Origin of the sequence: Sporosarcina luteola, assembly GCF_023715585.1 — a bacterium.
GTDB lineage: Bacteria > Bacillota > Bacilli > Bacillales_A > Planococcaceae > Sporosarcina > Sporosarcina luteola_D.
This window is the reverse complement of record NZ_JAMBOK010000001.1, coordinates 1,696,188-1,719,217: the sequence shown is the minus strand read 5'-3', so window position 1 is coordinate 1,719,217 and position 23,030 is coordinate 1,696,188. Positions and strand designations below refer to the sequence as shown.

The following is a 23,030-nucleotide window of genomic DNA, read 5'->3' as shown; positions in this document are numbered from 1 at the left end:
CGTTTACTCCAAAAACTGCTCCTTGCCATATCGGCGAGGGGCAGTTTTTTTGAATGAAATACGATCCTTCATCATACAATCGAATATGGACAAACTACTAGCCGTTTTATTCATCGTACTACTATTTTTTATTCCCATCTTCATGAAAACGACAGTCGAACCGGAGAAAAACGTGGCAAAGGAAGATCCTTGCGTAATCACTATCACTGTGGAAGGGGTGGACAAGCCTATGCCGCTTGAGGAGTATGTCGTAGGGGTCGTCGCCGGCGAAATGCCGATCGGCTTCCATGACGAGGCCTTAAGGGCACAAGCGATTGCGGCTCGGACCTATGTTCTGCGGACGACGGATGGCGGCAAGAAGCCGATCGAAGCGACCGTCTCCGCCCAAGTCTATAAAACCGCAGCAGAACGGAAGGAACGCTGGGGGAAGAAGTTCAAGGAAAACGAGAAGAAGCTAAAGGAAATTGTCGCGTCGACCGAGGGAGACACGATTGTGTATGGTGATGAAATGATCACCGCCATGTTTTTTTCGACTTCGAATGGGAAGACTGAGACTGCGCAAAACTACAGTGGCAACCCGATTCCGTACTTGCAGAGCGTGGAAAGCCCGGGTGAGGAAATCGTCGCAGCGAAAGTGGAACGGCACATCGAAATGCCGATTGCGAAGTGGAATAAAGCGCTCGGATCCGCTTGGAAAGCCGATCAGTTTAAAAGCCTCAAACTTGTCCGCAATCAAACAGGACGCGTACAAAAAGCGGTATCCACCGGCTTCGAAATGAGCGGCAGGGACATGCGTGAAGCGCTCGGACTCGCTTCAACTGACTTTGACATCGCCTACGACGTCACAAACGAGATCGTCCTCATTACGACGAAGGGATACGGACACGGGGTCGGCATGAGCCAATACGGTGCGGAAGCCTTCGCCCAGAAAGGATGGACCGCTGAAAACATACTGACCTACTATTATTCCGACACGACAATAAAAAAATTTGAAGTAGACGAATCTGAATGTTTAAAAACACCAACACTTGCAAACAATAGCAAGTGAGGTGATGATAATGCGAGAAGAAAAACCGAAATCCCCTTCTCAGAAGAATAAGAGTCAGAAGAATAGATGGTTCTGGCCGGCCATCTACGCGGGAATCGCGATCGTCTTCGTCGGCATGATTTGGGGCTACAATGCCTTCATCCAAAAGGGCCCGAACGAAACTGCCGACGTCGCAACAGATCCGAACACCCCGCCGCTTGTTGAAACAAATGCTGCAAACGAAGTACTCAAATTCCCATTCAAAGAGGACCAACTCGATGAAGTGGCGATTATACAAGAGTACTATGATGCAGAAGCCGATGAAGAGTCGCGTGAAAATGCACTCCTCGTCTTCAATCAATCATATCTTACAAACAAAGGCATCTCGATCTCAATGGATGGCCAACCTTTTGAAGTCGTTGCAGCCCTTAGCGGAACAGTGAAAGAAGTCGTTATCGATGAATTCCAAGGCAGCGAAATCACTATCGAACACGCCAACGGAATGACAACCATCTACAGCTCCTTGACAGGCATCCTCGTCAAAGAAGGCGATGAAGTCACACAAGGCCAATCACTCGCAACTGCCACAAGCAACGAATGGAACACGAAAGCCGGTACACACCTGCACTTCGAAGTGCACAAGGACGGCAACCCAGTCAACCCGCGCTCATTACTAGGATTCTAAACTGACCAAACCACTCTCCATTGCGAGAGTGGTTTTTTGTGGTAAGGGCATTTGGCGCAACCAATAGATTCGAGTTATTGTCCATCAACAGTTACCGCGGAAGGAAACAGATCTTATGAATTGCCTACATCCGTCCTAATAGTGGATTTCCGAGTCCAAAGCAGCTTGTTCCGCGTCCAAACAACATCCCACAACACCCGATAAAACAATAACCCCGCCACAACAATCCAGCTTTGACATAACCGCGGCAACCACTGCATAAGATAAAGGAAGAAACGGAGCTGACAGGAAAGGAAGAGGGCGTGCACGAGCAAATTCGGAGGCGATGCGTGCGCCTCGGCAAAATGTTGCTGGACACAGGACTTACCGTACGGGCGCTGGCGAAAACGACGGGCTATTCGAAAAGCACGGTCCATAAAGATTTGACGGAGAGACTGCCGAATGTGGATGTGGAGTTATCCGAAGAAGTCGCCAACGTACTTGCCTATCATAAGTCTGTCAGACATTTAAGAGGCGGTGAAGCAACACGGATGAAATGGATGAATGAAAATAAGAAAGCCCGCAACACGTAACGGGAATAGACGGGGACCATCGACCATCCTTGCAGGAAGGCGGAAACCCTGTCTTTTCGCATGAGCAAAACAGTCTCATACCCGAATGAAAATGACAAAAACAAGTAATAAATAGTTGATAAATACACCCATGTCTTTTAGAGTGGAATGAAAAAGACCTACATAAAAACTGTCGTCAACGTACACACTCCCCAAAAATACCTGTAAAAAACCCCCATTCGACACGATTCTGCAAGCCCCAAATAACTGCATGAAAAAATGCAAAATTCCTGTCAATATTTGTGTTCATTAAAGAGTCATTATGGTACAATCTATAGTTAGGAGACTGGACGACCGAACTGAAGTTGGAAGGGGAAACGGGATTGATGTTTGCAAAGGATATCGGAATCGACCTAGGGACTGCGAATGTGTTGATTCACGTAAAAGGGAAAGGCATCGTTCTTGACGAGCCTGCAGTGGTAGCGATCGACAAACATACAAACAAAGTACTGGCGGTTGGTGAAGAAGCGTTTAAAATGGTAGGAAGGACACCTGGCAATATCATTGCCATCCGTCCGATGAAAGACGGTGTCATCGCAGATTTCGACGTGACGGAAATGATGCTTCGCCATTTTATCAATAAACTGAATGTCAAAGGATTTCTTTCGAAGCCGCGGATTCTCGTCTGCTGCCCGACAAACATTACGAATGTCGAGCAGAAAGCGATCCAGGATGCGGCGGAAAAATCCGGCGGCAAAAAAGTATATCTCGAAGAAGAACCGAAAGTCGCGGCAATCGGCGCCGGCATGGACATCTTCCAGCCGAGCGGCAATATGGTCATCGATATCGGCGGAGGGACGACGGACGTCGCAGTGCTGTCAATGGGCGATATCGTCACTTCCGAATCGATCAAAGCTGCCGGAGACTTATTTGACAATGACATTATTCAATCAATCAAGAAAAGATATAAATTGCTCATCGGCGAGCGTACGGCGGAAACGATCAAAAAAGAGATCGCGACCGTCTTTCCGGGCGGCCGGAAGGAACAGATGGACATCCGAGGTCGCGATATGGTCAGCGGACTTCCGCGCACCATTACGATCGGATCTGATGAAATTCGTGAAGCGCTCAGCGAATCGGTCGGCATGATCATCCAATCCGCAAAAAACGTATTGGAGAAAACACCGCCGGAGCTATCCGCGGACATCATCGATCGCGGCGTCTTCCTCACAGGAGGCGGCGCCCTGTTGCACGGAATCGACACGCTGCTTGCAGAAGAATTGAAAGTGCCGGTATTCATTTCGGATAATCCACTCAGCTGTGTTGCGATCGGGACGGGAATCCTACTCGACAACATCGGCAAAACTGGCCGACACTAAGTAAAAATACTTTTGATCCATCCGATATAAAGAGAAGAACGAATTTTGAAAGGAGGCGGGTGCCTTATGTTCCGTGGGTTTTACACAGTCGGCTCCGGCATGATCGCGCAGCAGCGCAGGACGGAGATGCTGGCAAACAACATCGCGAACGCCAATACACCAGGCTTCAAAGCCGAACAGTCAAGCATCCGTTCATTTCCGGAAATGTTCATGTCAAGCCTCAATGCGCAGCGCATCCCGACGCAAAAGGGAATTCAACTGAAGGGCTTATCGCCGGTTGGAGAGCTGTCGACAGGCGTTTACATGCAAGAGACGATGCCGCTTTTCACTCAAGGGACACTTCGTGAAACGGGCATGACGACAGACATTGCGCTGCTGGACGGAAGCCTGCCGATCGACCCGGAAACCGGTGAACAAGGAGCTGTCTTTTTCCGGCTTGAAAATGAAAACGGAAATGAGCTCTACACGAAAAACGGGAATTTCACAATCGATGCAGCCGGTTACTTGACGAATCCAATGGGGTATTATGTACTCGACACGAACGGTCAGCGCATCCAACTGCAAAATGACGACTTCAGCATTTCAGACACCGGGGACATCATGCAGGACGGCGCAACGGTAACGAGGCTCGGTGTTTCATTCGCGGAACAGCCCGGCGCCCTCCTAAAGCAAGATAACGGCCTCTTTGCAAGCGCCGCTAATTTGCCAGAAGCACAAAACGCTGCAGGAGTCGGATATTCATTCCAACAAGGCTTTTTGGAAGGCTCCAACGTCGACGCTGCGAAGTCGATGACGGACATGCTCGCCGCGTACCGCGCATTCGAAGCGAATCAAAAAATTCTTCAAGCGTATGACCGCAGCATGGAAAAAGCCGTGAACGAAATAGGACGGGTCAACGGATGATGCGTTTTGAAAGGGGCCGAATCGAATGATACGATCAATGACGACGGCAGTTAACACAATGAACCAATTGCAGAACCAATTCGATATTATCGGGAATAACCTTGCAAATTCGGCGACAAACGGGTATAAATCGAGTGAAGCCAATTTCCATGAACTCCTCTACCAGCAATTCAACAACGATAAAGCCGATACAGCCCAGCGTCAATCCCCTGCGGGCATCCGCTATGGCGTCGGTGCTGCGCTCGGTCCTGCGAAAATGAACTGGACAGTCGGAACGTTGCAGACGACCGGCCGTGAACTCGATTTTGCACTGACCGAACCGAAGCAATATTTCAACCTTATCATGCCCGGAGAAAACGGGGAGCAAACGGTGTACACGCGCGCTGGGAATTTTTACGTTTCACCTGTTGAAGGCGGCAACCTGATGCTTGTCAACGGCGAAGGGTATCCTGTCGCGAATAGCGCAGGACAGCCGATCACATTCTCCGACAGCGTGAGAGATTATGCCATGCTTCCGGGCGGTGTCCTTCAAGTGACCAATTACGATGGAAACGTACAGCAAATCCAAATGGGCGTCACGACTTTGGAACGCCCGAACTTGATGAACCGGCTTTCTTCGACATTGTTCGCGCTTCCTGAAAACGTAGCGGAACTCGGCGTCGCTGCCGGAGATATCCTGACGGAAATGAACGGCGCCAACCGCAACCGGATTAACATGGAAAGCGGGAAGCTTGAAGCCTCAAACGTCAATTACGAAAAAGAGATGACAGACCTGATCAATGTCCAGCGTTCTTACCAATTCAACGCGCGGACGGTCACGCTCGCCGATCAAATGTTAGGCTTGATCAATAACATTCGATAAGCCGCGCTAGGGAGAATCCGAAATGATAGAAGAAAAACAGCAGAATCCTCAATGGGATCATATAAAACAAAATGACTCCGCAGAGCGTCAAATCGTGGCGTCCCGCGTGGAGCGCAACCTGCAAAAGAAGCAGAAGCCCGCAGAAGAGGAACCAATCGCAAAGCAGCGTCTCTGGGTACAAATTAGATTGTTTCCGATCTGGCTGCGTATTGTAATCGTCCTTCTGTTGCTTGCAGGCGCAGCAGTCCTCGGAGTCATCATCGGCTACGGATACATCGGTGACGGCCAACCCGCCGATGCACTGAAAAAAGAGACATGGATCCATATACTCGATATCATAAAAGGGAAAGAGTCGTAACGGCTCTTTTCATTTCGTTTCATTTTCAACTACATAAATTTTCGGGAGGATTAAGGAAATGCTAACTGCAGAACAAATTCAAAAAATCATTCCCCATCGCTATCCATTCCTATTAGTCGATAGGATTACAGAAATCGAAGAAGGGAAACGCGTCGTCGGCCTGAAAAACGTCACGATCAACGAAGATTTCTTCAACGGCCACTTTCCAGGCTACCCAGTAATGCCGGGCGTCCTGATTGTGGAAGCGCTTGCCCAAGTCGGCGCAGTCGCAATCCTTCAAAAAGAGGAAAACCGCGGCCGCCTCGCATTCTTTGCAGGCATCGACAACTGCCGATTCAAACGACAAGTCGTTCCCGGGGACCAATTGAGACTTGAAGTCGAAATTACGCGGATGCGCGGCTCCATCGGAAAAGGGAAAGCGGTAGCGACCGTTGACGGCGAAATCGCCTGCGAAACGGAAATCACATTTGCATTAGGTCCGGTAGCAGAAGCTTCAAATTAAATTGCGCGCGTATAATATGTAAGCTAAAATGAAAGTGCAGTGTGTATATTGAGGCGGACATCACACGCATGCTTATAGTGGGAGGTACCAACCAATTATGTACAATGATCTTTCTCCAAATATAAAGAGCAGCATCACACGCTCCATCACCCAGACATTCGAGCAATATATGGCGGACATCGGTTGGGACGAAGAACTATACGATATCGAAGACTTCATCGATTCATGGCGCGAATACATCACGACAAAAGCACTTTGGTATACATCAATCCCAGACGACGTGAAAACGGAACCTAAATTTCACGAAGACCTCGCCCAGCGCATCAATGAAGTCATCCAGCGCATTCTCAGCGAGCCGCCATCTGAAGAGCAGATCGCCAACATCCAGATCATGCAGGAAAAACTTGACACGCACTTGACGTATGACTGCAAAGCAGAAGCCGTCTACGTCGAAGCGCTGCTCAGAGACCGGTTCGAAAAAGAACAATAAAAAGTATGGATAGTTCCCTCCTTTTTAGCCAACCTACAAGTATCATACGATTTGTATGAGAGAGGCTTGTGGAAAGGAGGGAATTTTCATGTTCAAAAAAGCGATACCGTTCGTACTCATTTCCGGACTTGTCTTAACAGCATGCGGCAACCGCGACAACGTTCCGAACAACAATGAAACGCCGATGCAAGACTTGAATCGTGATGTAACTCCACGAGTCAATAACGGCGCAGGACCGGACATGGATGGCATCGATAACGGAACTCGGAACAACGGTGTAAACGACGGAATCATCAATGACGACCGTAACGGCCTTAATAATGACCGTATCAACGGAGACATGAACGGTGACAACACAACTGCACCGAACGAAGAAGTCATTATCGATGAAAACGTAACAACTCCGAACAACAACCGGAACAAATAACATCCGCTAACCGCAAGCCGAAAGAAAACCGCCAACCCCAGGCGGTTTTCTTTTTTTACAATCGCGTCATAAGGGAAGCTGAGTCCAACAGAATCTCCCGCATCCATTTTTAAAGAGTTTTGTTTGTCAAAGGCATCTGGCGCAAATAGGAGTCAGCTTCGACGTGGGATCCATCCGCGGAACAAGCTTGTAAATTCCGCTACGCGCTCATAAATTTCTGCATCTGCGCATAAATCGCGAAATCCACGCTTAACGCTCCGCATTCGCGCATAAATAGCGAAATCCACGCTTAACGCTCCGCATTCGCGCATAAATAGCGAAATCCACGCATAACTCTCCGCAATCACGCATAACACGCAAAATCCGCGCATAACGCCCCGCAACAGCGCATAAATGCCATCAAAAAAAGCCGCCCAATAAGGCAGCTCCCCTCAAGCTTCTTCCCGGTCCTTCTTCAACCGCGGACGCTCACGCATATCCGACTCGAAACGCTTCAGTAGCTCTTCGCCGCCAAGCCCCTCGGTAATTAATTCCTCCAATAAATGCTCCGCGTACTGAGTGCGGGCGCGCTTCAACCGGCCCTTCAACAATACCGAAATATGCTCCCCGATCTGCTGCACGGCATCGACCGCCACGCGGAATCCCGCGGGCTCGTTTTCCGGATAGGAAATGACGACGCGCGCCTCCAATAACTCGCCCGACTCCTTCCATCCCTCGAACAATTGCTGATGCTCCTGGTCGATGAAAAGCTCCAAAATCCACATCCGGTGGCTATTCTCCTGATTGATGATAATGCCGTCCTCCAACGGAAAGTCCTGGATCTTATCATCTATCAATATACCGACCGAAATCATTTTAAATGTCTTCAAATGCGCCACCCCGCCCGCTTTTTCATCAAGTATACCATACGCCGGAAAAAAACTTCAGAAACAGCCGAGCTCGTATTATCCCGTATAAATGAAAACTTCCAAACCCTTGCCAATATCCCATTATCCATTTTTCAACCAAAAAAACAGCCCAGAAACCCCATCAAAACTCGATTTTGCCAATTTGCACCAATTTTCAATCCGTAATATGATGAGGGCATCACAGGAAGAAAGGAGGGGGAAAAGTGAACCAAGTTGCACTCGTGGGGCGCATGACAAAAGATCCGATTTTACGAAGGCTATCGGAAGGGAGGCTGCAGACAAGCTTCATCCTTGCCGTGAACCGGAATTTCAAAAACCAGCATGGCGAAGTGGACGCAGACTTCATCCTTTGCACAGCATGGGGGAAAGTGGCGGAAAACACCGCGAAGCATTGTGGAAAAGGATCTTTGGTAGGTGTCGGCGGACGGATCCAATCGAGGACATATGAACGCGAAGACAATAGCCGCGTCTTTGTCATAGAAGTGATCGGAGAGGAAATCCGTTTCCTGTCGACAAAGCGGAGAACGTACGACAACTTGTACGGAGAGCCAGATGGAAATGTGCAACAAAGCGGCGGAAATGAGAGCAAGACGGAACAGGAGAAGGTCAGTACGAACTTCCATCTGCCGCAGGACGAGACAGAGGGACTGCCTATCTATTGACCTCTAAAGGATGATACATAGGGCAGGGGGAATTAACCGAAAAGGGGGACCGCCAAAACGTTCGGATACACAAAAAATTGAATAGTGGAATGAAAAATATCTAAGTGAGTAAGAAGGAGAAAAAAGCGATCAGGATATGGAGGGTGGGGACCCTCCCATATCCAAAGGGGGCATCGCGTCCGCCAGACGCAATGCTAGCTGCGTTAGGCCTGATGATCTTGGCCGACACTATGCGGCGGGGACCGTTCCCGCCGCATCTTACCAATACCGAGAGGAGGAAAACACATGGAAAAACTAGACCAACAGCTCATCCGCATGGAACTGCAAGTCGGGCAGCTCATCCGCATCATCGCCGGCATGAATGAACGGCTCAATGAATTGGAAGAGAGAGAACTCGCGAGAAAAGTCATTCCCATACATATGCGGCGCCACGCACAGCGATCATGAAAAACCCCGGCCTCCATAAATGGAAACCAGGGTCACACAACTATCTTTCAAACGACAGAAGATCATCCAATTCCGTATCGGACAACTCCGTCAGCCATTGACTCGACTGGATAAGATCCGCGGACAGCGCTGCTTTCTCTTGCAGCATCTTATCAATCTTCTCTTCGATCGTCCCGACGGTCACAAACTTGTGGACATGCACGAATTTCGTCTGGCCGATCCGATACGCACGGTCCGTAGCCTGATTCTCAACCGCAGGATTCCACCAGCGGTCCGCGTGCAGCACATGGTTCGCCGCCGTCAAGTTCAACCCGGTGCCGCCAGCCTTCAGCGATAAGATGAAAACCGGGAACTCACCGGCCTGAAACGCCTCGACCAAATGATCGCGTTGCCCCTTCGGCATGCTTCCCGACAAGAACGGCACATCGATATCATGCAGCTCGCTCAAGCATTGGCGGATCAACTGGCCCATCCCGATATATTGCGTGAAAATCAAACACTGCTCACCATTCGCAGCAATATCCGCCGCCATCGACACAATCCGGTTCAATTTCACCGACCGCTCAAGCATCTGATCGGCAGGCGCATGAGGCTCCTTCAAAAACAGCGAAGGATGATTACAAAGCTGCTTCAAGCGGCTCAACATCTTCAGAATGAGCCCTTTCCGTTCAAATCCGGTCAACGTATCCAGCTTGAACTTCGTATCCTCGATGAAACTTTCATAGAGCGCCGCCTGCTCCGTCGTCAACGGGCAATACTCGTTCTGTTCAAGCTTCTTCGGCAGATTCAACTGCAAATCAGGATCGTTCTTCGTACGGCGCAGCAAGAAAGGACGAATCTTCGCACGCAATTTGCGCTTCTCAAGCTCCGAATCATCCCGCTCGATCGGAACGATGAATTGCTCGGAAAACGTCCGGAAGCTTCCGAAATACCCTTTGTGGATGAAATCGAAAATCGCCCACAGCTCCGACAACCGATTCTCGATCGGCGTCCCCGTCAACGCAATCTGATGGTCGCCCTGCAATTTCCGGATCGCCCGTGACTGCTTCGTCTGCATGTTCTTGATATTCTGCGCCTCATCGAGCGTAATGCTCGCAAAAACAGTGCCGCCAAGCGTCTCATCATCCTGCGTCGCGGTGCCGTACGTCGTCAAAATGACATCCGGCTTGCGCTCTTTCAATAGCGCATCGAACTCTTCCTCCCGGGCACGCGTCGGACCGTAATGCGTAAGCACCTTAAGCGACGGCGCAAACCGCTCGATCTCCTTCTGCCAGTTGCCGAGCACGCTCGTCGGGCAGATGATGAGCGAAGGGGAGTCCGTTTCCGGGCGCCCATGCACGTTCAATAAATACGTAATGAGCTGCACCGTCTTCCCGAGCCCCATATCATCGGCCAATACAGCCCCGAAATGATGCTCGCGCATGAAGACGAGCCAATTATACCCGTCGACTTGATAGGGCCGGAGCTCCGCCTGCAATGCACCCGGAATCCCCGCTTCAGGAAGGCCTTGCTTATTCGAAACCATCTCGACATATTCACGCAGCGACTGTTTCATCGAAAACGCCAGAAGGGGATCATCCGACTCATCATCCTCATCGACCGGGATGATCTCCTCGGGAATCTCCTGGAACAGCAGATCCTTCACTGTCCACTCGCCGGCATCCGCCTGCTCCATCAGCTCACGGATCCGCTTCAGCCAAAGCGGGTCGATATGGAACCACTCATCGCCCGACCGGATATACTCGCGATTCTCATCCACAAGCCTGCGGAACGAGTCCTGATCGATTTCTTTCCCGGCAAGCGAAAAGTTCCAATCGAAGGAAAGGACTTCATCAAGACCGGCGGCGGACCGATACGACTGCACACTCGCACTCGTCCGGACGCGCATCTTCGACTCTGTCACCGACTTCAGCCAAGCCGGCAGAATGACAGCATACCCGAACGCCTGGAACACAGGCAGGTCTTCCTGGATGAACATCCGCACTTCCGGATCGGACATCGCAATCGATAAAAACCGGTTCCCGGGCTCAGCGTCGACCGAACGCAGGAAAGACACCATCTCAGACTGCTTCTCAAGAATTTCATCGGCGAAATCCTTCCATTTCGCAGGCAGCGCATCGGCGATTTCCGCATTCGCTTTCCGGACAGCTGGCGTCCAATGCGTCCCGCGTTCACTGACGACGACCGTCTCGAGCAGCCATTCCGTATCCCCGTCTTCATCCGGCTCCGTCAGACGGAAAGCGACCCGGACCGGCATCGTCGAAACCGAATCGCCAGGCCAACCGTATTTCCGTAAATGAGGCAGCAACGCCGGCAACTGATCGAGCCGCATTGCCGAAGCATTGATTTTTTCGCGAATCGCATCATGCAAAATCATCGAAGAAAGGGCAGAGATCCCTATTTTCTCCTCGTCGAATCGGATCGTCCCTGCGTCCAGCTCCGCGTGCTGCCAGAAATCAGGTTCATTCCATAGACGCGCCGCTTCCCGCAACGCGGATAAATGCGCTTCATCTTTCGACGAATTGCCTTCAAACGAAGCGAAGGGATGCGTCTTGCCCGCAAATACTTGCAGGAATTCATTCGTATTCAAATGGACGGCCTCTTCATCGGTCGTCGGCAACAAGCCGTACAACGCCTGTTCATTATTGAAGAACAGGAAGGAGGAGAGCCTGTCCGGGGCAACCGCACGTCCGGACGGGTCTGTCGCAGTAACCGAATACCGCCCTCCTTCGTCCCGTTCAATCGCCAATTGGAAGAGGAGATTCAACGTATCCATTTTCGTCATAAATTCAAATTCCCCTTTTCCATTTCTTCCGACAACGCGCGGAGCCGTCGATACTGCTCGCGGACGGTGTCAATATATCGGTTCCAGAAATCCACCTTGCCGCTCTTTTTCGCGCCCGCCTTCATACTTTTGAACAACCGGACAGCGCGGCGGTAACTATGCCGGTTCTTTTCCTGGATGAACCGCATCGCATACGTATGAAGCAGCGGCATGACGGAAGCCGGGTCATTTGCGAGGACGAACTTCAACGTATCCGGCTCAAGCCCGTCGTACGGAATATTGAACCGATGCATGAGTGCCGCCCATTCGGCGAACCGCTCCCGCTCGATGAGGAAATCGCCGAACGCGCTGACGCCGTCTTCCCCGTAAATCATGAAAAGCTCTTCGCGGCGCGTTTCCGGAAAATCCGCTTCTTCAAGCAATCCATCGATCTTCCGGATAAAATGATACCGGTCGGTGGAAAACGAAATCCTGCCAAAGAAATCGCCGATATGAGGGTAGATCGTATTCATGATGACGGAGAGGGAGGCTTGATCTTCCCTCTCGGCAGCCAAATCCGCCAGTGGCAGCCAATGGCCGACAAGCTCGCCGCCCGCGCGCTCCGCTATTTTTGCGAGCGTCTCTTCATCGCCTTTCGTCAAGTTGAAATACGCAGCGAAAAAGGCGGCATCGACCGAATCATCGTCAAGCAGAAATGCAAGCTCTTTCTCCTGTGCAGCCGTATCCTTGTACAGGAACTCCCACATGATCGCGTAGATTTCAAGGCGGACTTCGAAAAGCCCTTTATTCCGCAGGACGAACTCGCGGACTTGCTTTTTCAAAGCATTGTAAAACGCATCCGTCTCGAATAGACGTGGATTCTTGCCAATCGCTTTGCCGATATCACGCAGCTTCTCGATCTGTTCATTGAGCCACATCTTCACCTGCCATTGGCGGTACGTGAAATGATTTGCCTCCTCGAGATGTCCGTGCGCAAAAGACCAGCCCGCCTCGAGCAGATGCAGTCGGTAAAACAGTTCGAACAACGGCTTCCATTCATATTCGAAAGGGGACAGCGGAATCACTTTCTGGTCCATCAACGAGCTTTCGTGGATGAATACATTCGGATTATCACTTGGCCCGATCTCGCGAAGCGGAGACGCAAGCCTGTACAACACGTCATTCCAAGCTTCTGGCGTCCGCTCCGAAACGGTCAGCGCCATCTGTTCCGTTTCTCTGCGCTGCCAATCATGCAGCCACTCCGTCAACGAATGGAATTGTGAATAAAGATGGAAGACAACAGCAATCTTATGGGCGCACCAATCATCCTCAACACAAGTACAAGACGCTTCCGTCATCGAAAGGGAAAGTGTGACAAATTCCTCCGCCTCGTCCGCGATCAGCACTTCGATGGCCATGCCGTCCTGTGAGAATTGGAAATCGCGCAACGCGCCTTTACGGACCAATGAAACGGCTTTTCGGATGACCTTCGCCTCACCCTGCACATCGGGCCGGAAAGAGTGTTGGATCATGTTCATACATTCATCTATTTCACGCTCATGCAAATAAGAAACTCGTTCCACTGACATGTGCATCGGCTCACTCCCTAAACTAAAGCATTCCCTCTATTATAAGGCTTTCATGCCGCAATCGTAAATGATATCATTCAAAGTATGGCAAACGACAAATAAAAAACTGGCGGGGGGAACCAAATTGGAAACATTACTCCTACATATACCAAAAGTCTATGAAAAACGGAATCTGCTAATACGAGACTACATATCGATCGATCACGCCTACCTGGAAAACGGAAACGGCGGGGGATTCATCGCAGCCGAAACATTCATGACACTCGGGCATGATTCCGAGGCGATTGTCGTCAACTATCAAACCGACGAAGTGACATTCTTCAATGGCAAGGATAGTAAATTCATCAATCAGCTGCTGAAAAGGAAAATACCGTTTGAACCGCTGGCAATCCAATTCATCATGAGATCGAATAAGAAAAATCATCAATCCAGATGGAAGTGAATAAGATAGAAAACAAAACATTCACAAAACCTCGCGGACTATGATAGAATATAAATAATCGGAATATTCAATGATGGAGGGAGAAAAATGCTATCAGTACAGCGTATGACGCCTTTTTTCACTAGCCAAGAGAACTTTCGTCTCCGTCTCGTGTTCGCCTATCAATATTTCTCGATTATCAAAGGCGGTGAAGTATACCAATTCGTCCCCTCTGAAGGAAAAGAAATCGTCGTCAACGTGAAGAGCCTGCAAGTCGAAAACCTTGGAGAAGTGTTCGTCTTCCAGCGGGGCAGCCGATTCATCCGGCTTCCGCTTTACCAGCTGCTCCTCATCTCAGATCTTCATCTGCATCTATCATCAATCCTTGAAGGGACGTTGAACTTGAAATTGGAAATACCCGAAGAGGTAATTCAGGAAGCGGCGGAGTTGTTGAAAGAAATCGAATCCGCCAACCGCCAGCGCATGATCGACTACGCACTCGAAACAAACAACCGCACCTTATTCACTCAACTGACGGAAGGAATGCACTGACATTGAAAAACAACTCATGAAAAAACACTTATCGCTCCAAAAGACGATGAGTGTTTTTATTTTTGAGTTTGAACGACTAGACTGACAGGGTATACATAGCTAGCTTACTAACTTCTTGCAAGTCGCAAGGACTTAAATAGTTGCGTTCGGGCTCAATTATTTCATCAAGGGCTAAATTAATTAAACAAGGACTCAATTATTCGATCAAGGGCTCAATTAATGGCACAAGGGCTCAATTATTCGATCAAGGGCTCAATTAATTGCACAAAGGCTCAATTATTCGATCAAAGGCTCAATTAATTTCACAAAGGCTCAATTCAATTCGTCGCCCAATCAATTCGTGAAAAAATGCAACGCAATGACGAATACAGTGGAACCCGTCAATCCGAACAAGAAATCATGCATTGTAAATTGATGCTTATCATCTTGATTCATCAAAATCCGCTCCTTTGTCGATTTCCCGGGAAATGAGGCGTTTCAAAAAGATGAATTTCCCATTAGTCTAGTCATATTTTCCAAGAATCATACAAAAAATGACTACTTAAAATTGAATAATCCACGAGATTTGATACAGTTATGTATACAGCATCAAAAAAACACCTGAAGAAAGGATGGTCGCGCTTGTTTTTCCAATACCGATTCTGGCACTTTTTGACGAGGCCCTATGAACTCGCCTCACAACTGCAAACCGGAACGATGCGAAACTTCAATAGAAGGCTCTTACTCGTTTTCCTTGCAGGCATCGCATTATTCGCGCTCCGAGAAATATGGGGAATGGGCACGGAAGCACTAACGTCAGTGATGGCGACAATGACGACTACTGACTACATAATTGCTAGATACGCATCACTTGCGGGCACAATTCTATGGTCGGTCCTATACATAGCATTCCACATTTTTGGAGTCGCATTGATCCTGTCGGCACTGACAAAAATCCCATACCGGCAGTTGGTCCCGCTCCAAGTGCTCATCGCAGGCGTGCTGCTCCTGGAAAAAGCGGTCCTTTTCATTGTCTTTGCAATGAAAGGCGCAACGGTCAGCCTATCATTTCTATCCTTCGGCCCGCTCGCCGTCACCGTCATGGAAAACTGGTATTTGGTCCTTTTCATGAACCAATTGACTGTCACAAGCGCGCTGATCATCACACTGCAATACAGGTTCATCCGAGGATTCATCGTGGACGGAAGATGGAAAGAGCATCTATGGATATTGATCGGCCTGCATGTCGCAATGGCCCTCATCACCGCAGCTGTCGCGTACATTCCGTTCGATTCCATCCTCAATTCAATTTTCGGAGGTGGCTTCTAGATGAATAAACGATTAAGCATCACCGTCGCCGTCATCGTCAGCCTCTTCATCGCCGTTAACGTCCACGTGCTCTTCTCGAAGAAAAGCACGGTTCCCAAAACATTGTATGTCCACAAGTACGAGCGCATGACTCCCGGACATTATGAAGAGGAACTCCCGAAAGAAGGACTCGTCACGCCTGAAAGCATCTACACCGTCTACGTCGGTGACGATGAGACGATCGATTCATGGCTCGTCAAGGAAGGCGATCCAGTTAAGGTCGGTGATGAAATCGCGTTGCTGCAGACCGGACGCGCAGAGAGCCAGCTCGCGGCATGGGAAGCGGAAGAGGAAGGACTCCTTGAACAACGGAGTGCAATCGAGTCAACAATTGCTAGCCTCGAATCAGACCGGAGCAGCGCCCGAACTAATTCGTCCAACGTTACTACGACCGAAACACCGGAGGGCTCAGATGTCGAATTGAACGTCGATGTCCAAGTCGATGTCCACCAAGACGGCGCCTACGCCCAAGCAATTGCCGAAGCGGAGCGCGAACTGTCGGAAATCGACAGGAAACTAACCGTCGTCCAGACGCAGCTCGAACAGGATGATGCCCGTCCTGCGCTCATCAGCCCTGTGGACGGAACGGTTTCGGACGTGAACAAGCACGGCTTCACACTCGCCGCTGATATTTATAGCAATCGAAAGCTCGTCACGACGTACGTCCAACTCGACGAATGGCAGAAAATCGAAGCCGGCGATCCTGTCCGCATCCAAGAAGATAATCTGGAGTCGGTCATCGAAGGCACAATCCATTCCGTATCCGAAGTGCCTGCAACAGACAGCAGATGGCGCGAAGCGTACGATAAGCTTGACCCGAAAGAACGGGAAAATCCGCTCGACCTCTATGAAATTACAATCAAGCCGCTAGAAGAGCTGTACAATATGCCTTTCGGAGCGAACGTGAACGCATCAATCATCGTGAATGAAGCGGAAGCCGTTTCAGTGAAACTCCATTGGCTCGAATCCTTCATTGAAGACAGCGCCGTCGTCTGGAAGCTGGACGAACAAGGCCGTGCCGCCAACACAAACGTAACGGTTCCATTTATCACGAACAACCGCGCCGTCATTACGGAAGGCCTGACAACCGGCGATGTCGCCATCTATAACCGCAACATTGAAGAATACAGCAACCATCCACGCGTATTCCTCCCCCTCCCGCTGGAACTCCCGTCAAGGAGCGACTGGAGAACATTCGGGTGGAAGAACTACGTGAAATATGTTTTCGTGGAATAAACACCAAGACAAAAACCGCCCAAGTGGCGGTTTTTTTATGTTGAATTAGTAGTAAAGGAAAGTTTTCACCCAGTAAACAAAGCTGATTATGATTCTACTTGTCCGACTCAATTAATAGACTGAAACAGTGAAATTACTAGTGGAAATGGAGTAGATAAATTGAAAAGGGTAGTCATAATTGCAATCATACTAATTGCATTCCTAATAGGAGTGAATGAAGCAGCTGCGAAAGAGGAGGCAAAGCGTTATATCGGTCTTCATGATAAAATGTTGCCGATCGAGAACATCTACGTCATAGGCGGTGATACAAAGGTGCTTTTGGAGGAGATTTCCAAACACCTGTACATCGACATTACAAAGGATAAAGGAACAATAAAATTATCTAAACACGGAAAAGAAATTACACTTAACATCCCTGCTGACCAAGAAGCACCTTCTGCAGAAAACCCACTTATCTTCAGCGAATCCGGCAAGCTGTTGATCAGCCTGAAGTATTTGGCAAACCAATTCGAATTCAAGCTCGAATACTTTCCGGAATACCGGACATTGAGGATTTATCGAGATGCCTATCCGCATATAAGCCATATCGAATACAAAGAAATCATCAAGGAACACATAAAGAAGCAACAAAGAACTCAAACAACTCAAACGACTAAAAAGCCGACCGTCTATTTGACGTTCGATGACGGTCCGAATCAATCCACACTGATCAATCACGCGACGCTCGAAAAATACAATGTGCCCGCCACCTTCTTCTTCCTCGGCAATCAAATGAAGCAGAACGAATCCATCGTCAAAACCGTCTCGAAAAGTGGCCATTACATCGGTTCGCACAGCATGACGCACGATAAGGCACTCGTCTACAATTCCTCCGAATCATTCATTGCCGAAATGGCTGGCGGCGCCGAAATCGCCGAACAGCTTACAGGGAAGTCTGCCAATCTCGTGCGCGTCCCTTACGGCAGCAAACCGCTCGTCACGTCGGGTATGCAAAAAAGCCTTATCGCCCGCGGACTTAAGCTATGGGACTGGGACGTCGACTCCAACGACTGGCGCTATACGGACAAACAAGCCGGCCAAATCGTGAAAAACGTTCAGGACGGCGTCACAAAAGCCGCGAAATCCGGCGACAAGGACATCATCATCCTCCTGCATGACCGCAGCCAAACAACCATCGCTCTTCCTAGAATCATCGAATGGCTCCAACGAGAAGGCTACAACTTCAAGGCGTACGAACCCGACAACCACATCATCCAGAACTTCCTACGCGATCCGTCGCTCTGAACCAAACCATTATTGGTCAAAACCACTAGTCGCGACAGGCATCCATCTACCAATCACGCATAAACTCCGCGAACCGCTCATAAACTGCTATAACTACGCATAAATCATAGAATCCACGCATAAATCGACAAACTAACGCATAACCATCACCAGATACGCATAAACGCAAAAACTCACGCATAACCGGGCGTACCCACGCATAAATTAAACCCTTAATTGAGCAAATGCACTTGACGCGACAAGGAATATGCTGACAATTAAGCAAAAGCCCGCGAACCACTTAAACTGCTATAAATACGCATAAATCATCGATTCCACGCATAACTCGACAAACTAGCGCATAACCTTCACCAGATACGCATAAACGCAAAAAAACACGCATAACACTCCGCAAACGCTCATAAATGAATCGCACGATCCAAGACATCGCCAGTAAACTGGAAATCAAACAAGCTAAAAATACTATTCAAGCAACTTAGCCAAATACTCATGCTTACAATACTATCCATAAATCTTCCGCACTATCAGCATCCAGAATCATCCATACCGTTTGAACGATTTTTCTGAAATTTCATCAAATACAAGCACTACTGCTATTTTCAAATAAATCACACTATGTTAGTCTTTAGTGGCAATAAACTACCAAGCTACTAAGGGGGAATAGGTAATTTGAAGAAGAATCCTAACTTCACAAAGCTGTTCAGCACGCTTTTGGCACTCATTCTCGTGCTATCCATGCTCACACCATTCACGGCATCCGCCAACACGGATCCTGATGGAACTGCTGAATCAGCTCAAACACTAAAAGCTTTCAAAGAGACAACCCAAGATGAAAGCATCATGCAGCAAAAAGCGGCCATCGCCGAACAGCTCAACCTGCTCGGGGACGAAGCTAAACTGCATGAAGAGCTTCAAAATGTAACAGGGAACCAACAAGTCCCTGTCATCATCCACCTATCCGAAAAATCAGTCGGACTCCAAAAAGGAATCCACAAACTGAAAGGAAAACCATTCTCCAGCGCAGAAGCGAATCAAACAAAACAAAAAGTTCGCAACCAGCATGCTGCTGTGAAAAAAGAGATGGCCATCAAAGGCATCCAATTCAAAGAAGGGTTCAGCTATGACACAGTTCTTAACGGAATCGCAGGAACCGTCAAAGCCGACGACCTGCCGAAACTTCTTGAAGTGAAAGGTGTTACACTCGTCGAACCGGACACAATCGTCCATGCATTTGACAATGGAAAAGCCAATGGCCAATCGAAAACGAAAGACTTGAAAAAACCGGCCCCATCCGAATCAAAACTTGAAGAGAAAGTAAAAGGTGGACAAGTCGACGCCAATATGGACACAAGCATCGGCTTCCTCGGAATCGAAGCACTCTGGAAAGAAGGCTATGAAGGACAAGGAATCAAAGTCGCCGTCCTTGACACAGGAATCGACGCCGACCACCCAGACCTAAAAGCCGTCTACAAAGGCGGCAAAAACTTCATTCCGAATAGCAGCACCTACACAAAACCACGTGCGGACGACGATGCATCCGAAACGTCGCCAGTAGAGCGCCCGGCAGGCACACCGGAATTCAACGCAAACGGTAGCGCATTCTACACTTCCCACGGCACACATGTCGCGGGCACAATCGCCGCAGTCGGCAACAACGAATACGGCATTAAAGGAATCGCACCGAAAGTCGATCTTTACGCATACCGCGTACTTGGCGCGTACGGCAGCGGAGCAACATCCGGCATCGTTGCAGCCATTGACTACGCAGTCCAACAAGAAATGGACGTCATCAACCTATCACTAGGCGGCGGCTCCAACACTGAAACAGACGCTGGATCATTCGCTATCAACAACGCCATGCTAGCAGGCACAATCTCAGTCATCGCAACAGGTAACTCAGGACCGAACCGCGGAACGATGGGCACACCAGCCACAGCCCGCCTCGGCATCGCAGTCGGTAACACGACAAACCCTGAAGCAAACTACTCCGGGGACATTAACATCAACGCCGGCAGCTACAACCTATCGAAAACACTGAAGCTGATGGGCACGACATACGGCGCCAACCTCGCCACGCAACTTGACGGCGAATTCAGCCTAGTCGCAGTCCCAGGCTTCGGAAAACCAACCGACTACACTGGAATTGACGTGAACGGCAAAGTTGCACTCGTCTCACGCGGCGATATCCCGTTCGTCGATAAGATCGCAGCCGCGAAAGCCAACGGCGCAGTCGCCATCATCGTCCACAACTTCGCGGGCGGAACAGGCGCACCAGGCCCATCCGGCACATTCCTTGGCGACGCATTCGAATTCATTCCGACATTCGACATGTCCCTAACGGACGGCGACGCAATCCGTGCAGCACTTGCAAAAGCAGCAGGCACAATCTCGTTCGGCAATTTCGGCAAAACAATGACAGCAGGCGACGAAGTGAACAGCTCCAGCTCACGCGGACCGTCCACACCGAACTTCGACATCAAACCTGACGTCACAGCACCGGGAACGAACATCATGTCCACAATCCCGATGTACAAAGCAGATTTCCCGGAAGCCACTTACGAACAAGCCTTCACGCGCAAAACGGGAACTTCCATGGCCACACCACATATTGCGGGAATCGCGGCGCTCGTGAAGCAAGCGAATCCGACGTGGGACGCCTTTGACGTAAAAGTCGCGCTCTCCAACACAGCGAAGGTCCTTGACACTAACAAGTACGACGTCTTCGCACAAGGAGCCGGCCGCGTACAAGCATACCAAGCGGCGCACCCTGAAATCCTTGCATACGCAATCGACACCGCAAACAATAACGGACAAACAGTCGAAAACAAAAAAGGGACAGTCACATTCGGTCCTCAAAAATTGGATAAAGCCATCTCCGTTACGAAACAAATTCTTGTGAAAAACGTAAACGGAAACGGTGGCACGTACAATGCTTCCGTCCAAGTGACAAAAGCATTCGGTGACGCAAAAGTCACAATCGACAAGCCGACATTCACGGTATCCGGCGAGCAGCTACTCAACGTTACATTGACAGCTTCCGCTACAAGCACGAAAACCGGCGATGAAATTCTCGGTTACATCAACATCGAAGGCGGCAGTACAACTGCATCATTGCCATTCGCAGCCGACTTCGGCGGGGCAGCGGCAACTGCAATAAAAGACATGAAAATCTCTGAAAATGACCTAAGCTTCAACGGCGATGGGGTGAAGGACGAAGCGACACTTTCCTTCACACTCACTGGCGACGTGACAACAAACTACATTGAGCTATGGGACATCATGAACCCTGAAGGCGGCGAATATGGAGACGGCTATATCGGCTATCTGCACAATGGCACTTCGCTTAAAGCGGGCTCATACACGTTAGGGATCAAAGGACAATACAAACCATGGGGCTCTGCTCCTGCAACAACGATTCCAGACGGTCTCTACACGATTGACTTCACAGCAGTGGCAAAGTCAGGAATCATCGGTGAATTTGTAGGACCTGTCGTCGTCAAATCCACAGCCGGTACAATTGAAGGGGCAGTTGAAGGCTCGACAGCAACTGGCCAAATCGATGACGCCTACATTCAATACCAAGAGGAACTCGTATGGTACGGCATGGGCTACGACATCAACACAAAACTAAAAGCATCTTACGAAGTATTGAAAGGTGAAGAAGTCGTCGCATCCGGTCCTGTTAACCTAGAGCAGGACGGCACATTCACATTCGATCTTCCTGAGCTGAGCAAAAAAGACAACTCAGTCAAAGTGAAATATGAAGACGCTGCTGGCAATAAAGCCGAAGCGATCATTTACAACGCAGGCGACCAAGTTGAGCCTGATACAATCACATTCGCGGTCAATAAAGATTATGTCGATCTAACCGTTGGTAAAACGGATCAATTGATCGTCACGAAAACAACGACAACAGCAGATGGCAAGCGATCAGAAGAAGATGTTACAGCATCGTCAACATTTGCTTCAAGTAATGAAAACGTAGCAACTGTAACGAATGGCACAATCACAGCAGTGGGCGCAGGTGAAACGGCAATTACCATCACAAACGGTGAATTCACAGCAACTGTCCTCGTTACAGTCGAAGCTGTCGAAGAGCCGCAGCCTGAGCCGGAGCCGGGCAACAGCTATGTCGTTACGGAAGAAATGATCACTCAACCCGGCAGTACAATCATTCTGGATGCGTCTTCGATGCAAGGGGAAGTCGACATCGAAATCAGCGCTTCCATCTTGAAGGCAATCGTTGGTTCGAAGAAAGATGTTGTTATCCAAAAAGATGGCGCAGTCTTCACCCTTCAAAAAAATATCTTGAAAGCTTTGAACGGTGACATCACAATCTCAGTAGCAAAAAATGACGCATCAGTAGCCAACGCCGTTTCCGAAGTCTACACAATCACAATTTGGAACGGATTTGGGGATACGAAACAACAAGTGACACGTCTCGCTCATTCAATCGATATCGTCATGCCAGTCAACACGAGCAGCAAGCAAGTCCGCATTATCGACGCAAACACATCTGCAGAAGTGAACAAAAAAGCAAACGTCAAAAACGGCAAAGTCAACTTCTCAACGAACACTGGAGGAAGCTTCGTAGCCACCAGCAAATAAACTAAATGAGCCTTTCCGGAGATTCCGG

At 49.3% G+C, this 23,030-nt stretch carries 21 protein-coding genes; 18 read left to right on the top strand and 3 right to left on the bottom strand.

The features are described from left to right. Positions 1 to 49 precede the first annotated feature (49 nt). The 10 genes from spoIID (at position 50) to M3193_RS08350 (ending at position 7,184) form a co-directional block, all read left to right on the top strand. Positions 50 to 1,048, top strand: coding sequence for a stage II sporulation protein D (gene spoIID, locus M3193_RS08395; protein WP_251626217.1), 999 nt, complete (start codon positions 50 to 52; stop codon positions 1,046 to 1,048). 10 nt (positions 1,049 to 1,058) lie between these two features. After that, positions 1,059 to 1,712 (top strand): M23 family metallopeptidase, encoded by a 654-nt coding sequence (locus M3193_RS08390; protein WP_251626214.1) that lies wholly within the window; start codon positions 1,059 to 1,061, stop codon positions 1,710 to 1,712. A 302-nt stretch (positions 1,713 to 2,014) separates the two neighbouring features. Continuing rightward, positions 2,015 to 2,284, top strand: coding sequence for a sporulation transcriptional regulator SpoIIID (locus M3193_RS08385; protein ID WP_251626212.1), 270 nt, complete (start codon positions 2,015 to 2,017; stop codon positions 2,282 to 2,284). A gap of 365 nt (positions 2,285 to 2,649) precedes the next feature. Beyond that, positions 2,650 to 3,642, top strand: a complete 993-nt coding sequence (locus M3193_RS08380; RefSeq protein ID WP_251627256.1) for a rod shape-determining protein — start codon at positions 2,650 to 2,652, stop codon at positions 3,640 to 3,642. A gap of 66 nt (positions 3,643 to 3,708) precedes the next feature. After that, positions 3,709 to 4,545, top strand: a complete 837-nt coding sequence (locus tag M3193_RS08375; protein WP_251626208.1) for a flagellar hook-basal body protein — start codon at positions 3,709 to 3,711, stop codon at positions 4,543 to 4,545. A gap of 25 nt (positions 4,546 to 4,570) precedes the next feature. Then, positions 4,571 to 5,407: a flagellar hook-basal body protein gene (locus tag M3193_RS08370; protein ID WP_251626206.1), complete on the top strand. Its 837-nt coding sequence runs from the start codon at positions 4,571 to 4,573 to the stop codon at positions 5,405 to 5,407. 22 nt (positions 5,408 to 5,429) lie between these two features. Beyond that, entirely contained in the window at positions 5,430 to 5,765 is a 336-nt protein-coding gene (locus M3193_RS16710) for a DNA-directed RNA polymerase subunit beta (protein WP_285851861.1), read from the top strand. A gap of 58 nt (positions 5,766 to 5,823) precedes the next feature. Then, a complete protein-coding gene (gene fabZ / locus M3193_RS08360; protein ID WP_251626203.1) occupies positions 5,824 to 6,267 on the top strand; it encodes a 3-hydroxyacyl-ACP dehydratase FabZ in 444 nt (147 codons plus the stop codon). A 97-nt stretch (positions 6,268 to 6,364) separates the two neighbouring features. Beyond that, positions 6,365 to 6,757, top strand: coding sequence for a hypothetical protein (locus M3193_RS08355; protein WP_251626200.1), 393 nt, complete (start codon positions 6,365 to 6,367; stop codon positions 6,755 to 6,757). Between the two features lie 88 nt (positions 6,758 to 6,845). Then, positions 6,846 to 7,184: a hypothetical protein gene (locus M3193_RS08350; RefSeq protein WP_251626198.1), complete on the top strand. Its 339-nt coding sequence runs from the start codon at positions 6,846 to 6,848 to the stop codon at positions 7,182 to 7,184. Positions 7,185 to 7,615: 431 nt separating this feature from the next. Here the strand turns inward: M3193_RS08350 and M3193_RS08345 are convergent, their stop codons facing one another. After that, a complete protein-coding gene (locus M3193_RS08345) occupies positions 7,616 to 8,053 on the bottom strand; it encodes a YwpF-like family protein (RefSeq protein WP_251626196.1) in 438 nt (145 codons plus the stop codon). Positions 8,054 to 8,295: 242 nt separating this feature from the next. Here M3193_RS08345 and M3193_RS08340 point away from each other — a divergent pair, with 242 nt between their 5' ends. Together M3193_RS08340 and M3193_RS08335 are read left to right on the top strand one after the other, a co-directional pair. Next, positions 8,296 to 8,754 carry a single-stranded DNA-binding protein gene (locus M3193_RS08340; RefSeq protein WP_251626193.1) on the top strand — a complete coding sequence of 153 codons (459 nt, stop codon included), beginning with the start codon at positions 8,296 to 8,298 and terminating at the stop codon, positions 8,752 to 8,754. 285 nt (positions 8,755 to 9,039) lie between these two features. Further along, positions 9,040 to 9,201 (top strand): hypothetical protein, encoded by a 162-nt coding sequence (locus M3193_RS08335; protein WP_251626191.1) that lies wholly within the window; start codon positions 9,040 to 9,042, stop codon positions 9,199 to 9,201. A 40-nt stretch (positions 9,202 to 9,241) separates the two neighbouring features. On the opposite strand, the gene M3193_RS08330 is transcribed toward M3193_RS08335, so the two are convergent. Further along, positions 9,242 to 11,986 (bottom strand): DEAD/DEAH box helicase, encoded by a 2,745-nt coding sequence (locus M3193_RS08330; RefSeq protein ID WP_251626186.1) that lies wholly within the window; start codon positions 11,984 to 11,986, stop codon positions 9,242 to 9,244. Continuing rightward, on the bottom strand, positions 11,983 to 13,560 hold the full coding sequence (locus M3193_RS08325; protein WP_251626184.1) for a hypothetical protein: 1,578 nt from the start codon (positions 13,558 to 13,560) through the stop codon (positions 11,983 to 11,985). Before M3193_RS08325 ends, M3193_RS08330 begins: the two co-directional genes overlap by 4 nt. A gap of 118 nt (positions 13,561 to 13,678) precedes the next feature. Between M3193_RS08325 and M3193_RS08320 the strand changes: the two genes are divergently transcribed. From M3193_RS08320 to M3193_RS08295, 6 genes are all read left to right on the top strand, one after another. Continuing rightward, positions 13,679 to 13,996: a hypothetical protein gene (locus M3193_RS08320; protein ID WP_251626181.1), complete on the top strand. Its 318-nt coding sequence runs from the start codon at positions 13,679 to 13,681 to the stop codon at positions 13,994 to 13,996. Positions 13,997 to 14,083: 87 nt separating this feature from the next. Next, on the top strand, positions 14,084 to 14,527 hold the full coding sequence (locus M3193_RS08315; protein WP_251626177.1) for a transcriptional regulator: 444 nt from the start codon (positions 14,084 to 14,086) through the stop codon (positions 14,525 to 14,527). 621 nt (positions 14,528 to 15,148) lie between these two features. Then, positions 15,149 to 15,835, top strand: a complete 687-nt coding sequence (locus M3193_RS08310) for a hypothetical protein (RefSeq protein ID WP_251626174.1) — start codon at positions 15,149 to 15,151, stop codon at positions 15,833 to 15,835. Next, positions 15,836 to 17,110 carry an HlyD family efflux transporter periplasmic adaptor subunit gene (locus M3193_RS08305; RefSeq protein ID WP_251626171.1) on the top strand — a complete coding sequence of 425 codons (1,275 nt, stop codon included), beginning with the start codon at positions 15,836 to 15,838 and terminating at the stop codon, positions 17,108 to 17,110. It abuts the gene before it with no gap. 159 nt (positions 17,111 to 17,269) lie between these two features. Beyond that, a complete protein-coding gene (locus M3193_RS08300; protein WP_251626169.1) occupies positions 17,270 to 18,394 on the top strand; it encodes a polysaccharide deacetylase family protein in 1,125 nt (374 codons plus the stop codon). A 669-nt stretch (positions 18,395 to 19,063) separates the two neighbouring features. Beyond that, the gene (locus tag M3193_RS08295) at positions 19,064 to 23,002 is read left to right on the top strand and encodes a S8 family serine peptidase (RefSeq protein ID WP_353056374.1); all 3,939 of its coding nucleotides are present in this window, start codon (positions 19,064 to 19,066) and stop codon (positions 23,000 to 23,002) included. The last annotated feature ends 28 nt before the right edge of the window (positions 23,003 to 23,030 follow it).